Below are 13,722 nucleotides of genomic sequence, written 5' to 3' on the forward strand. Positions count from 1 at the left end.
CATTTTTGTATTCAAAAACAATCCAACTCCCTCCATACCGGCCAATTTTGAACAGCGAAACTGGTTAATCCCGTTTCTTCACCTAGTCTCTGTTTAGGTCAGACTATCAAGGACGCTAACAATGAAAATTAACCCCTGTCTTATTGCTCTTGCTGCAGTAACGTTGCCTACAACGAGCTTTGCTCAGGAACAAACAGTCAAAAGTTGGCATCATAGCTTTGAGATTTATGGATTGCTGTTGAATATTAGCGGTGATACACAAGTAGGCACAGCAAGCCTTGATGTGGATGTTGACCCTGACTTCATACTTGATCACCTTGAGATGACCGCAATGGTGAGATTGGAAGGAATCTATCACAATCAATGGGGTTACTATCTCGATTATAGTTTTATGAAACTGGGTGGCGATAAAGCCTCGGTTACAGATAAAAACCTTGGTTTACTTGCCGCTGACCTTGATATTAGACAAGGTGTTTTAGAGGCAAAAGGTTTTAAGCGATACTCATACGACTTCGGTTCAGTTGACTACATGTTTGGTGTGCGTTGGTGGGATAACGATATTGATTTAAGGCTTACAGGTCAGAATGGAAATATCAATCTATCTCCTAGCATCAAAGAAGATTGGGTAGATTATGTTGTGGGTGCTCGCTGGATTACCGACTTAACTGATAATTGGGTTTACCACCTAAGCGGCGATATTGGATTAGGGAAAGATACTCGGCTCACAAGCTCAATTCAAACTGGTTTCCGTTATCGATTCAATGATTGGTCTGATCTAAACCTAGCCTATAAATCAACTTGGGTGGATTATGATAATGAGGATGACTTTGCTTATGATACAGCGTCGTATGGGTTGTTGATTGGCTTGGGACTCTATTTTTAGTCTTGTGAATATTTTTGGATTTATGCTTCCCAACGATAGATCAGATTGAATGCTATTTGATGTCTATTATTCACAGGGCGACTGACGGGATATTAACTCCTTAAGTTAGATACTGAGTCGAGCTCAGCATGACGAAGTTGTAGGGTTTCTCTATCTCAATGAAAATGGGGTGCATTTCTGCACCCCATTTCTATACGAGACTCTTCACAACTGCTCTAGAAGTTTGCTGTCATACCAACATACCATGTACGTGGGTCAACACTGTAGCCACGTTGCGTGATTTCAATATCGTCAAACTGCTCATCAGTTAGGTTACGAACGCCTGCACGTAGTCGCCAGTCGTAGTTGAAGTGGTAGTTCAAACCAAGGTCAACCGTCGCTACTGAAGGACGAGTAATATCGTCATCGACATCAACCACTGTTTCACCGATGTAGTTAACGCGAGCAAACGTGTCTAACCAATCTGTTGCAAACCAAGTTAGGCGAACATTCGCTTGGTGTTCAGGGCGATTTTCTAGGACTTCACCTGTTTCCTTGTTTTCTGAATCAAGGAATGTGTATGCACCGTTGAATACAATTGAATCAGTAATATCAACGTGACCTGACAGCTCAACACCTTGCGTCATTGCTTCGTTGATATTCCAGTAGGTATAGATTGGCGTACCATCTGGAGCTGTTCCCACTTCGCTACCTTCAGACGTATCGCGATCGATCAGGTTTTTAATGTCATTGCGGAACAGACCCGCTTCTAGGCCCCAACTAGACTCATTGTAAATTGCCGAAATCTCGTAACTCACGCTTGTTTCAGGATCTAAGTCCGGATTACCCCTTAACTTACAGTCCCCTTTACAGCTGTTAATGATGTTTTCTTCCGAGGTTTGCAGAAGCGTTGGTGCATTAAAGGCCGAGCCTACACCACCTTTGATCGTCAACTTGTCATTAACTGTGTTCACAAGATACGCTCGCGGGCTCCAGTGACTACCGTAGGCGTCATGGAAGTCTAGTCGGGTTCCGTAGGTTAGAGTGTATGCATCACTTAAATCCCATTGGTCTTGAACAAACAGAGCTTGCTGATGTACATCAGCTTTACCAGTTTCTGTTAAGCTTTCTGGGTTTATCAGTTCAGAGTAAGTCCATTCACCACCAAATGTTAGGGTGTGGTCTGCAATATAGGTTGTTGCATGGCCATAAACTTGTTGGTTGGTCTCTTCAATATCGTTGACACCATTATCGACTTCCGCTGCATCTTCACTTGTCACGGCATCTCGGTTATAGCGTAGTTGTGCTTCACCCCAAGAGAATGAGCCGTTGTACGTAAGTGCCTGCATATCACGTTTTACGGTCGCTTCTGTATCTGTCAGTCCTGATGTTGATTCAATAACACCTTCACGCTCATCGTCGTTAAATGCAAAGTCAAACGCAAGATCATGATTTTCATTGATATACCATTGCAAGTTACCACTGATTGAAGTGGTATCACGATCTTCTAAAGTCGTTGCTTGTGAGCGATCATATTCGTTGCCTTTGCTGTCTGTAGCTGTACCAGAGAAAGCATGATAAGCATCACGTGCACTCTTGTTCACAGAAAGAGAAAGGTAAAGCTCATCTTCAATTAGAGCCCCAGAGGTGTTCAAACCTAGGGTATATTCACCGCCGTTATCGTCATCACGGTAGCTGTAGTCACCACTGATTTGCGAGTTCCATTCGTTCGTTGGCTGCTTTGTGATGACATTAATTACACCACCTAACGCCTCTGAGCCGTAAAGTGCTGACATAGGGCCACGAATCACCTCAATACGCTCAATACTTTCTTTAGGAATTGTCGCTAAGTCAAAATCGTTACCACGGAAGATTGCGTTTGATGAACTTAGCTTACGGCCATCAACCAGAATCATCGTGAATTTTGTATCCATACCACGAATGGAAATCTGCTCACGACCAGCACGCCCACCTTCCATCTGGCTTTCTACACCTGCGACGTTTTTAACTAGGTCATTCAGCGCTAGACCTGGTTCAGACTGAATATCCTCTTGTGTAATCACCGAAATCGATGCTGGAGCTTGTGCGATGGTTGTCTCAGTACGAGTCGCTGTTACTACCATCTGCTCATCAAATTGTTGGTTTTCTTCTTCCGCAAACGCAGACACTGACAACGTTGATGCAATCACTAAAGCAAGAGGCTTTTTGATAAATGAAGTTCGGCTTTCCACTGGTGTCCCTAGAATTATTTACTAATGATAATGGTTCGCATTACATATCTCATTACAATTCTAAGCAACAAAAGTTTCATTCAATTTTGTTATTGTCAGTATTCACTATTTATATAACCACCCGCTTCTATATGCACCATGTTAATTAGGTAAACGATAAACTAATCATGATAGGTTTGGCGAAATAGCTCCCTGACCCATAAACACATAGGATCAGAGTGGAAGCGTTTATGCCAATATAAGTACGTATCTTGGTAGGGTGATTTCAAAGCATCAGGCACTTCGCGTGTCACTAGATTACGGCTGGTTGCGACTTCGTTGGCAAAAGGCGTTGGTAAATGGAAGATTAAATCTGTTTGCTCAGCAACGCCGGCAGCGGCATTGAAGTTCGACAGCATGACTGGCGTTGAGAGCTTTTCATGTTTGTCCAAAAGCCCGAGCTCTCGGAAACGTGGTTCAATCGAAAGGTTCTTTCCACCCTGAATAGAAATTTGACCAAAATGAGCATGCCTCAAGTTTTCTGGAGTCAGCTTTTCGTTGGCTAGTGGATGGGTATCGCTCATCAGTAATCGGAAATCACGTGTTTTTAAAAACATACGATAGAGGTTTTGATCGCTACTACTTGGCTCAAGGTTAGAGAGAACAAAGTGGACACTCCCATCATTGAGACCATCAAAATGCCTTTTGGGAATCGTATCGATATCAACAATTAGATTTGGAGCTAATTGGCGAATCTGCTTCAACAAAGAAGGTAATATCCAATTCACCTGTGGTACCAAGCCAAAGAATCGCACGGTTTGAGTCGACTGGGCTGGGTCAAATTGATTACCGTTCACAAACTTCTCTAAACCGTGAAGGATATTGTCCAGCTCTTGTTTAAGCTGTTCTGCTTTCGGAGTGAGTTCATAGCCATGTGTTGTGCGAACCAAAAGCTCATCCTCGAACATCACTCTTAGCTTTTGTAGCGAGCGACTCACGCTAGGCTGACTGGTTTGCATCGCAAGCGCTGCGTTTGAAACATGCTTTTCCCCTAGCAGATGTTTCAACACCACCAATAGATTTAAATCAACTTTTCCTAAATTCATTTAGCGCATACCTAATATAAACAATATCCTCTTGACGAATAAATACTAGCTGATATGCTGCTTTGCAATCAAGAATCATTATTGTTTAGCTTTACATTGAGTATTCAATGTAACCATTTTTTAGGCGGTATTTCCGTATGACAATGTTCAAAGCCCTATCCAAAAAAGTGTTATTTGCATCACTTATTATGTCAGTGAGTTCTCTTGCTATCGCAAAGACTATCGAGCATACGCTAGGTACAATTGAGATTAACGAACAACCGCAACGTGTTGTTGTTCTTAGCCATGGCGCTCTCGACTTTTTAGACGAAATCGGTATTGAACCGGTTGGCGTTGTTAAGCAATTGCTCCCAAATAACCTTGAGCAGTACGGCGACAAAAAATACCATGCGCTTGGCAGCCTAAAAGAGCCAAACTTTGAAGAGATCTTCATGGCAAAACCTGACCTTATCATTGCGGAAGGTCGCCAGGCTGAACTATACAAAGACCTCTCTGCTATCGCACCAGTTTACATGTACCAAATTGATAACAGTGACTACTGGAAAACCACTCAACACCACTGGCGTGTGCTTGGTGACGTGTTTGGTCAAAGCGAGCAGGTTGAAGGGATGATCTCTAACATTCAACAGCAGTTCAACGACATTGAAGCGAAGACTACTGCACAGTCGATGAACGCGATGAGCGTCATGAACTCTGGTAACCGTCTGTCTATGTTTGGTAGCAACAGCCGCTTCTCAGTGATTTATGATGAGCTTGGCTTTGAGACGCGTGAAAGCAAAAATGTTGAGTCCGTTGCGCGTTCGCACGGCAACCTTATCTCCTTTGAGTACGTTGCTGATGCACAACCTGACGTGATCTTTGTCCTAGACCGTCAACAAGCCATTGGCGCTTCCAACGCCAGCTCTGAGCAGTTTTTCGACAACCCGCTTGTTAACAGCACGCCTGCAGCGAAAAACAATAAAATTGTGTTCCTTGATTCAGCTGCATGGTACTTAACTGCCGGTGGATACAAGTCGACACAGACGATGATTAACAACGTCAAAGACGTTTTGTAAGCTTTGCTTATCGCGGATGGGTTACCATCCGCTTTGCCTTATCATGAATGTAAATAAAACTCTTATTGCTATCGCCTGCTTGGTTATTCTGAGCAGCGCTTCTTTGTTTGTTGGCGTGGCTAATATTAACCTGCAGTCTCTGATTGCGGGTGACACACATGCCATCGAAATCCTTGTTTCCAGTCGCCTCCCTCGCTTATTTGCCATTGGTCTTGCCGGAGCGGGTCTAAGCGTCGCGGGTTTGATCATGCAACAGATCGTACAAAACCGCTTTGCTGCACCCTCAACCACCGGAACGATTGATTGTGCGATGCTCGGCTACATCATTGGCTTGGTTTTCTTTGCCCAGCTAGATAACTGGATTCAACTTGCCATCATCATGGCTTTTTCTGTTTTTGGTACGTTGCTGTTTGTGCGATTTATTCAGCGAATGCAGTTCAAAAGTGCGATGTTGGTGCCTTTGATTGGTATCATGTACGGCAATGTGGTTTCCTCTTTAACCACATTTATTGCGTATAAATACGACTTAGTACAAACATTAAACTCATGGACTGTCGCCAACTTTGCCTCGGTGTTAAAGGGGAATTACGAGATTTTGTACCTCGCTATCCCAACCTCTATCTTGGCATACATGTATGCGAGCAAATTCAGTGCAGCAAGTATTGGTGAGACGTTCGCCAAAAACATCGGCCTTAACTACCGAAGAGTGGTTATGGTCGGCGTTATGCTGGTCGCGGTGCTCTCTTCATCGGTCGTAATGATTGTCGGGGTGATCCCATTCTTAGGGCTTATCGTGCCTAACATTATCTCTCAGTTTATGGGAGACAACATGCGTCGCAACCTGCCTTGGACCGCCTATTGGGGGGCGCTGCTGGTACTAATTTGTGATGTATTGGGGCGCATTATTATCTTCCCTTATGAAGTTCCTATCTCGATGATCATCAGTATTTTTGGCGGTATCATTTTCATCGGCCTAATCTTAAAGGACAAATCGAATGCGTAACTCGTTAAAAGTCCTTATTTTGGCTGTCGTGTCTGTCCTATTTATCGGGTTCTTCTTAGGTAAAGGGTTAACGGTTGATAACTACCAGTTTTTCCTCTCTCGCCGTATTCCGAAAGTACTGGCTATCATCATTGCAGCGGTCGCAATTGCGGCCTCTTCTTTGGTATTTCAGACTATCACTAACAACCGTATCTTGACGCCAAGCATCTTAGGTTTTGATTCTCTCTACGTGATGCTTCAAGTGCTTATGGTGGTCCTGTTTGGTAGCACTAGTGCTCTGGTCATCAATAGTGGGCTCAATTATGTAGTTACCACAGCCATCATGCTAGCGCTTGCTATGACGCTATTTGGCTTCTATTTCCGCCGTGGAAATCGCAATATCTTTACCCTTCTTCTTATTGGTATTGTCTTGAGTAGCTTGTTCAGTAGTGTTACAGGCTTCTTCACTATGCTGGTTGATCCTAACGAGTTCACGATGATCCAAGGGGCAATGTTTGCGAGCTTTAATAACGTCAACAGTGACCTTGTCTATTGGAGCCTAATTCCACTCACTCTTAGCACACTTTATCTGGTCAAACTGGCGCCTAAATTGGATGTATTTTGGCTTGGGGTAGATAACGCTAAAAGCCTTGGTGTCGATACACAAAAAGTCACCATGCAGGTGATGTTTGTGATTACCATTCTGGTCTCAGTTTCAACGGTACTTGTTGGCCCAGTTCTGTTCTTTGGGTTGATTGTCGTGGCGTTGACTCGTCAAATATTCTCAGGCTATCAGCACCGATTTTTGCTGCTGGCTTCCAGCCTACTCTCTATCGCGATGCTGATTACAGGTCAGTGGGTGGTTGAGAACTTGCTTGATTTCGAGACTACCATCAGTGTCATCATCAACTTCGTTGGTGGTGTGTACTTCCTCGTGCTGTTGAGCAAACAAAAGTTTAATTAGGATTAAGTAACATGATTAAGATTAATGGCCTGAGTAAAAAGTACGATGAAAAGTACGTGGTTAGGAATGCTGATGCGCTTTTTCCTCTCGGAGAAGTGACCAGTATCATCGGCCCAAACGGAGCGGGTAAAAGTACCCTACTCTCCATGGCAAGCCGTTTAACTGAGAGTGACGCGGGAACCGTTGTGATTGGCGATAAGCCACTCAATCAATGGGACACACAAGAGCTCGCAAAGCACCTTGCGGTTTTACGCCAATCAAACAACATTAATATGCGCTTTACTGTGCGTGAGCTCGTGGCCTTTGGCCGCTTTCCCTACTCTCACGGCCGACTGACAGATGAAGACAACCGCATCATTGATAACGCCCTAGAGCAACTTGAAATCACCTATATTCAAGACCGCTTTATTGACCAGCTTTCTGGTGGTCAACGTCAGATGGCGTTCATTGCAATGGTCGTGGCACAAGATACTGATTATGTATTCTTAGATGAGCCTCTAAACAACCTTGATATCAAGCACTCGGTCGACATGATGGCATCGCTAAAGCAGTTAGCTCACGAGCATAACAAAGCAATTGTGATCGTGATTCACGACATTAACTTTGCATCCTGCTATTCAGACAACATCATTGCGATGAAGAAAGGTGAAGTGGTGATCAGCGGTAAGAAGTCAGAGGTGATTCAAGAAGCGGTACTGAGCGAGATCTACGAGATCCCATTCACCATCCGTGAAGTAGACGGTAATCATATTTGTATGTATTACACTGGCCAGTAGCTCCTTAATCTTGTCTGGTCACTAGTCTAACGTACACAGAAATAGCCTGACGATGTCAGGCTATTTCTTGACTTACCGCTTGCTCCGCCTTACTTAACGCATCCGATATTGAACGCTCAAGGGTATTCTTTTTGATTGGTTTATAGATAACATCGGTCGCACCATTAGCAAAAAAGTCGCTTCTTGCTTCTGAACCGGTATCTGCCGTGCAAGCAATCACCACTGATGGAATTTTTTTCTCCTGAACGATGATTCGCGTTGCATCGAGGCCGGTCATATTTGGCATATGGTTATCCATTAGGATCAAGGGGTAATAATGGCTTTCCGCCATTGCAACGGCCTCTTGTCCGTCTTTAGCAACGTCAATTGACTCATAGCCAAGAGACTTGAGAAGCTTGGTTAGGACGATCACGTTAACCTTATTATCTTCTGCAATGAGAACCTTTTGCTCAGTATCTTGGTCTGGAGCACTTTGTTCAATCAATTGATAGTTATCAAACATCGCTAGGCGACTGACATCGCCGTCATGATCGATTGCAATACGACCACCATCAGCCTCTAGCATGTCACGAATCAACTCATACCCTGCGTGCAAGCCTGATCTAAAAGAGGTATTGCTGTCATCACTGAAGGATTCAAACTCTTTGATGAGATTGACCGTTTCGCCGCCATCAGCAAGCAACAACTCAAAGCCAACCAATGCATCCTCATTCTTGGCTTGAACATTGACCCTTAAATCAATCGACTTTAGCTTTTGGGTGGATAGTGCGAGCAAAGTTAGAAACACGAGTCCCGCTTGTGTTTGATTAAGATCTCCAGCGATTTTCAGCCCTTGTAAGGCAGCAGACTCACTGTAGCTAAACGGTATACTGTGTGATTCTGCAAGTAGTAATAGCTTGTTCGTTAATTCCTTAACGCTAGGTTCGGCCTCGAGAATTAACTTTTCTATCGAGTGTTTTTTGGCATCAAGTAGTGATAGGTAGTGTAGATTATCAGATATCAAAGCAAGCGCATCAGCCACACCACTAAGTTGATAGCTGGTCACTTTAATTTCATCAGCATCATTGAGTGATTTAACGTTTTGCGTCAGTACCGATAAGTCATTAAGCGGCTTAGCAAGCACATGAAGCAATAAAGAAAATAGATGACTGCGCTGTGCACTGCCTTCAAGTGCAAATCTCGTATCTTGCTGCAACTCTGTTTCAAGTTTTTTTCTATCAGTGACATCACGCTCGACGGCAACAAACCGCACGACATCGCCATGCTCTTTTACAGGAACGATGTCCATATCAATCCAGTATGGCGTGCCATCTTTATGATAATTGATGATTTCACTTTTAATCGACTCGCCTGCTCGAATAGCATCTGACAGTCGCTTGATTTCTGCAATTGAGGTTTCGTGACCTTGAAGAACATCTCCAGGTTTTTTCCCCTGTATCTCTGAGAGCTCATAGCCGGAGAGGTGTGTAAATCCTTTATTCACCCAAGTGACAACGCCCGCTTTGTCTGTAATAACAATTGCGTCGCGAGCATACTCAGCCACCTGCCCTAATGTTGACCGATAGTCAGCGATAGTGAGCTCTGATTCAAGCTTCGCCACTTTCTCAGCTCGCTGCTTCAATATGAGCGAGACGATGGCCACCGCCCAAATTGCATATATGGCAAGAACTCGATTCGCGACGACTTTCCAAACCTCCCCTCCAACAGGCGAAGAGTAATAACCAACCAAAGTTAAAACTGTACAAACCGTGGCCCAAATAATCGTTGTATCCCGACTTTTGGCTAGTAAAGAAACCAAGATAACGGTCACATAAGGCACGCCCGCTGCGATCCCTAGCGGAATGGCGAGATCAACAAATAAAACCATGATAGCAATCAAGCCTAAACCAAGGTTGAGTACGACTCCATCAGGTAAAGAGGATGATTTCATTTGCATTAGTCTCCATTGCTCGATTGCAGAGCTAGCTCTCCGCTACGAATAATTCTATCTGCTTGGTGAACATTCACTTGGACTTAGTTAACCAACATTTTGTATAGACTCATCATGTGCTGGTCCACCTAGGGCACACTCATCAACTTCACGCGGGGCTGCAACATGCAGAATTACTTGCATCGGTAGCTTGATAACGACTTGGGTCCCAACATTAGGCTGGCTAAAGATATCAATTGTGCCGTCCATCAATTCAACCAGTTGTTTGACAATCGCTAGCCCTAACCCCGTTCCTCCGAACTTACGAGTAGTAGATAGATCTGCTTGCTCAAACGCATTGAATATACTGTTCAGTCTTTCTCTCTCGATACCGAAGCCTGTATCCGTTATCGTGAAGTGAACATTCTCTTTTTGCTGTTTATGGTAATCGATTGATAGGGATACTTCTCCCTTTTCAGTAAACTTAATACCGTTTCCTACAACATTATAAAGGACCTGTCTTAGCCGAGCTGAATCCCCTATCACCCTCATATTACTCGGAATGTGATTATTTACATTAAGCTCTATTTGTTTGTTTACCGCAAGCGAGTGTAAGGTACTCTCAATACTCTTAGTGACATCAGACATATCAAACTCACTGGCCTCAAGGCGCATCTTTCCTTCCTCAATTTTTGAAAAGTCGAGGATGTCGTTGAGCAATGTGACGAGATGCTCCCCAGAATCAACAATGGTTTGTGCCTGTTTTTTAACTTCAATCTCACTAGACTGCTCTTTGATCAGCTCCGCGATGCCTAAAACACCATTCATTGGCGTTCTCAACTCATGACTCATGGTGGCAAGAAACAGCGATTTCGCTTTGCTTGCCTGCTCAGATTTTTCTACGGATTCTTTGTAGGCGAGGTTGTTTCGTTGAAGCTCCTTAGCGCGATGGAAACCAAGTACACCAAGGATTAAAAACAAATTAAGTAGTGACAGCAACAACAATACATCATACCGATTACTTATATCAGTCGCTAACTCACTCAACCGGTGTTCAGCGACCTCAACAAAATCAGCATTCTTACCCGATAAAATAATGCTAAACAGCTGTTGCTTCTGCAAATGTAAGTCATTAAAAATAAAAGCAAGGCGATTCAGATTCTCATCACCCAACTCTGCTCGGCTCTGCTGCGACAATAACGACTCTACCAAGACACTCTGCTTGGCTGAATTTTCATTTTGTACATTCAGACCAATATCAAAAGACGATAACACCGACTCTCTTGCGACGATCACGCCAACCAAACGGTCTAGAGCTTGTGCCACTTCTAATGCCGCATCATGAAACGAACGCACCGCATCATAGGTTTCTATCCTATTGAAAAATACACTTGTGGTGACATTCTCTGTATTGACTAAGCCCAGATTTCGGACGTCTTTCTCGATGGCGACAAGGCCTCGATTTAACTCATACGACGATTGGATGCCTTTAATAGACTGGAGAGTGATGCTGTCTCGATTCGCAACAAGTTTATGTCCTAATTGACTGATAGCAGTACGATATTCAGTGATCGCTTTGTACTCAATATTGTGAAGCACAGTAAAGCTAATAAGTGTGAACAAAGTTAGGACTAAGGCCACTAAGGTTATACGCACTTTACTCATTCTCGAACTCCTCTAAGATTGAGGGTCTCTTTCCTGACAGAGTGATTAAAAATTGCTGAATATCGTCTACCGTCTTGTCATCAAGATCTTTTCCTAACTGACTTTTGCCCATTATCCGAATAGCTTCAGACAGGTGCTGTGTTTGACCGTCGTGAAAGTAAGGGGCGGTATCCGCGACATTTCTCAAACTCGCCACTCTAAATAAATGACGGTCTTCAGGCTTAGAGGTCGTCGCAAACCGACCAAGGTCACTACTGCGTTCACTGCCCGTTTTATCTTGTCCAAAATAACCGAAACGCATAACGAGTCCGCCACCGACATTGGGCCCTTGATGACAGGCGATACAGCCTTCACTTTGGAATGCGAACCAACCGCGTTTCGCTGAATCACTAATTGCATCTTCTTGACCATACAAATAAAGGTCGAAAGGAGCATCTAAGGTGGTTAATGTGTTTTCGAACTCAACCAATGCGCTTTTTATCGTATGTACTGTGATATCGAGATTCGCCTCTGCAAAAAGCTGTCGATAGAGTTCAGAAGAAGCGACATATTGATGAATATCTTCCCATGACGAGTCCATTTCAACTGGGTTATGTATCGGTCCCTCCAACTGCTCTTCCAGTGTGTTAACTCGACCATCCCAGAAAAGTCGGTAGTTATTCATCGCATTGAAAACTGTCAAGGAATTACGTAACCCCACACCATTCACCCCAACCGAAACTGGGATATGCTCCGCCCCATTTGTCTGCAAGTGATGGCAGCTTTCACAGCTGACTTGTTTGTTTGATGATAAGTTCGGGTCTTTGAATAGTCGCCAACCGATCTTGGCTTTGGCTCGGTCGATGTTTTCAATCGGTAAGATGGGTTGGATAGGGATACTCGGGTCTACGTAAGTACGCTGGATATGTTGAGCCGTATCAACAACTGGACTGCTGTTTGACGCAGTGGTTTCTGAAACATCACTAGCCTTAGAGCCCGATAAAGGTATGTTTGTATCCGCTAATGTTGGGCTTTCATTTAAATATGCTTTTACACCATCAAACATTAACAGCCCTACTGTTACACACAGTATGGTTACACAGCAGATCACCAATCGATTTTTTTGCATAATAAATCTCTGTCGAGCCTATACGCAAAGATTAGGATAAAAAATAAACTTTTCTATAATGACCATTCATTTAGCCACCAGCTCAAGCCGATAGTTTGGAGCAAGGCAATAGCTATGACCATCACAATATATAAGGGAAAGGTTTTCCGATGAGGTTTATTTAATTAAGATCTCCTGAAAAGCACGCGCCACTGATGACATGCGACTTGAATGGCTATTAGACACCAAATAAAAATGACTTTCGAACACCCACTTATCTGGTTGCAGTGCGGTAAGCTGTGCATAGTTTGGGTTATTTTCTATCAAATGATCCGGGAGAAAACTGAGGTGGGTGCCTGCTAATGTGAGCATCAACCCTGATTCTACATGCCAGCCGTCAATCAACTTAGCCTCTTTGACTCTATCCAAATCAAGCAGTTGATACATTACCTCTTTGGCGTATCCCCCCATATTGATCCGCTGCCCATCTAAGCAATAGTTCGCTTCCATTATCGACTGCGCCTTATCATTTCGGGCATAAAGAAAGCTCTTCTCACTGAACAAAGGCGTGACGTGATCGAAGCGATTGAGCTGATGATCTCCTAATACCACCACCATCATATCTAGCTGCTTTTTGCTCAGTTGATCATTAAGTTGAGTAAAGTCTCCTACCTCCAGCGTTAACTCTACACCGTCACTCAATTGGTAAAACTTCTCTATTGCCTTAGGTAAAGGGTTACTCTTTAGAGAGACGGTATTGTCCAGACACCCGACCCGAATATGGCCGGTGAGTTTGTGGCTAACGCCCTTTAGCTTAAAAGCAAAGTCGGTCAGTAATCGATCCAGTTCATTTGCATAATCATACACTTGCTGACCTTCTACGGTAAGGTCAAAACCACTGCGTCCGCGCTCGCATAAACGTAAGTTAAGGTTCTTTTCTAACTCAATGAGCTGACTGCTCAATACCGGCTGACTTAAACCTGTACTCACGGTTGCGGCACTGATCCCGCCTTGGTCAACGATTTCTCTGAACAATTCCAACCTTCTTAAATCTCGTTTGTCGAGTCTTTCTATCGAAATTGCCATCTAAACCCTAGCATCTAATT

The 13,722-nt window shown here is 43.8% G+C and carries 11 protein-coding genes; 5 read left to right on the forward strand and 6 right to left on the reverse strand.

Features of this window, described 5'->3' with window-relative positions; translation table 11 throughout:
• Positions 1 to 121: 121 nt before the first annotated feature.
• Positions 122 to 883: a hypothetical protein gene (locus tag QWZ05_RS04855; RefSeq protein ID WP_290296896.1), complete on the forward strand. Its 762-nt coding sequence runs from the start codon at positions 122 to 124 to the stop codon at positions 881 to 883.
• Between the two features lie 215 nt (positions 884 to 1,098).
• On the opposite strand, the gene QWZ05_RS04860 is transcribed toward QWZ05_RS04855, so the two are convergent.
• Together QWZ05_RS04860 and QWZ05_RS04865 are read right to left on the reverse strand one after the other, a co-directional pair.
• Entirely contained in the window at positions 1,099 to 3,093 is a 1,995-nt protein-coding gene (locus tag QWZ05_RS04860; RefSeq protein ID WP_290296898.1) for a TonB-dependent receptor domain-containing protein, read from the reverse strand.
• A gap of 161 nt (positions 3,094 to 3,254) precedes the next feature.
• Positions 3,255 to 4,178, reverse strand: coding sequence for a LysR family transcriptional regulator (locus QWZ05_RS04865; RefSeq protein ID WP_290296900.1), 924 nt, complete (start codon positions 4,176 to 4,178; stop codon positions 3,255 to 3,257).
• Between the two features lie 137 nt (positions 4,179 to 4,315).
• Here QWZ05_RS04865 and QWZ05_RS04870 point away from each other — a divergent pair, with 137 nt between their 5' ends.
• Genes QWZ05_RS04870 through QWZ05_RS04885 form a run of 4 tightly spaced genes read left to right on the forward strand, consistent with a single transcriptional unit; the run spans position 4,316 to position 7,955 of the window.
• Complete coding sequence (locus QWZ05_RS04870; protein WP_290296902.1) at positions 4,316 to 5,233, forward strand: siderophore ABC transporter substrate-binding protein; 918 nt, start codon at positions 4,316 to 4,318, stop codon at positions 5,231 to 5,233.
• 43 nt (positions 5,234 to 5,276) lie between these two features.
• Positions 5,277 to 6,236, forward strand: coding sequence for an ABC transporter permease (locus tag QWZ05_RS04875; protein ID WP_264876700.1), 960 nt, complete (start codon positions 5,277 to 5,279; stop codon positions 6,234 to 6,236).
• On the forward strand, positions 6,229 to 7,179 hold the full coding sequence (locus QWZ05_RS04880) for an iron chelate uptake ABC transporter family permease subunit (RefSeq protein ID WP_290296905.1): 951 nt from the start codon (positions 6,229 to 6,231) through the stop codon (positions 7,177 to 7,179). The genes QWZ05_RS04875 and QWZ05_RS04880 overlap by 8 nt, the downstream gene beginning before the upstream one ends.
• Positions 7,180 to 7,190: 11 nt before the next feature.
• Positions 7,191 to 7,955: an iron ABC transporter ATP-binding protein gene (locus QWZ05_RS04885; protein ID WP_264876702.1), complete on the forward strand. Its 765-nt coding sequence runs from the start codon at positions 7,191 to 7,193 to the stop codon at positions 7,953 to 7,955.
• Positions 7,956 to 8,010: 55 nt separating this feature from the next.
• Here QWZ05_RS04885 and QWZ05_RS04890 read toward each other — a convergent pair whose 3' ends face one another.
• The 4 genes from QWZ05_RS04890 to QWZ05_RS04905 form a co-directional block, all read right to left on the reverse strand.
• Positions 8,011 to 9,891: a response regulator gene (locus QWZ05_RS04890; RefSeq protein ID WP_290296908.1), complete on the reverse strand. Its 1,881-nt coding sequence runs from the start codon at positions 9,889 to 9,891 to the stop codon at positions 8,011 to 8,013.
• A gap of 81 nt (positions 9,892 to 9,972) precedes the next feature.
• Complete coding sequence (locus tag QWZ05_RS04895; protein ID WP_290296910.1) at positions 9,973 to 11,529, reverse strand: sensor histidine kinase; 1,557 nt, start codon at positions 11,527 to 11,529, stop codon at positions 9,973 to 9,975.
• Entirely contained in the window at positions 11,522 to 12,637 is a 1,116-nt protein-coding gene (locus tag QWZ05_RS04900; protein ID WP_290296912.1) for a cytochrome-c peroxidase, read from the reverse strand. Before QWZ05_RS04900 ends, QWZ05_RS04895 begins: the two co-directional genes overlap by 8 nt.
• A gap of 156 nt (positions 12,638 to 12,793) precedes the next feature.
• On the reverse strand, positions 12,794 to 13,702 hold the full coding sequence (locus QWZ05_RS04905) for a LysR family transcriptional regulator (RefSeq protein WP_290296914.1): 909 nt from the start codon (positions 13,700 to 13,702) through the stop codon (positions 12,794 to 12,796).
• Positions 13,703 to 13,722: the final 20 nt, after the last annotated feature.

It is taken from the genome of Vibrio agarivorans, from assembly GCF_030409635.1.
GTDB classification, from domain to species: domain Bacteria; phylum Pseudomonadota; class Gammaproteobacteria; order Enterobacterales; family Vibrionaceae; genus Vibrio; species Vibrio agarivorans.

Bases quoted from the DNA above. Each gene is read 5' to 3' on its own strand.
- QWZ05_RS04855 (WP_290296896.1), top strand. From the start codon at position 122: ATGAAAATTAACCCCTGTCTTATTGCTCTTGCTGCAGTAACGTTGCCT.
- QWZ05_RS04865 (WP_290296900.1), bottom strand. From the start codon at position 4,178: ATGAATTTAGGAAAAGTTGATTTAAATCTATTGGTGGTGTTGAAACAT.
- QWZ05_RS04870 (WP_290296902.1), top strand. From the start codon at position 4,316: ATGACAATGTTCAAAGCCCTATCCAAAAAAGTGTTATTTGCATCACTT.
- QWZ05_RS04875 (WP_264876700.1), top strand. From the start codon at position 5,277: ATGAATGTAAATAAAACTCTTATTGCTATCGCCTGCTTGGTTATTCTG.
- QWZ05_RS04880 (WP_290296905.1), top strand. From the start codon at position 6,229: ATGCGTAACTCGTTAAAAGTCCTTATTTTGGCTGTCGTGTCTGTCCTA.
- QWZ05_RS04885 (WP_264876702.1), top strand. From the start codon at position 7,191: ATGATTAAGATTAATGGCCTGAGTAAAAAGTACGATGAAAAGTACGTG.
- QWZ05_RS04890 (WP_290296908.1), bottom strand. From the start codon at position 9,891: ATGCAAATGAAATCATCCTCTTTACCTGATGGAGTCGTACTCAACCTT.
- QWZ05_RS04895 (WP_290296910.1), bottom strand. From the start codon at position 11,529: ATGAGTAAAGTGCGTATAACCTTAGTGGCCTTAGTCCTAACTTTGTTC.
- QWZ05_RS04900 (WP_290296912.1), bottom strand. From the start codon at position 12,637: ATGCAAAAAAATCGATTGGTGATCTGCTGTGTAACCATACTGTGTGTA.
- QWZ05_RS04905 (WP_290296914.1), bottom strand. From the start codon at position 13,702: ATGGCAATTTCGATAGAAAGACTCGACAAACGAGATTTAAGAAGGTTG.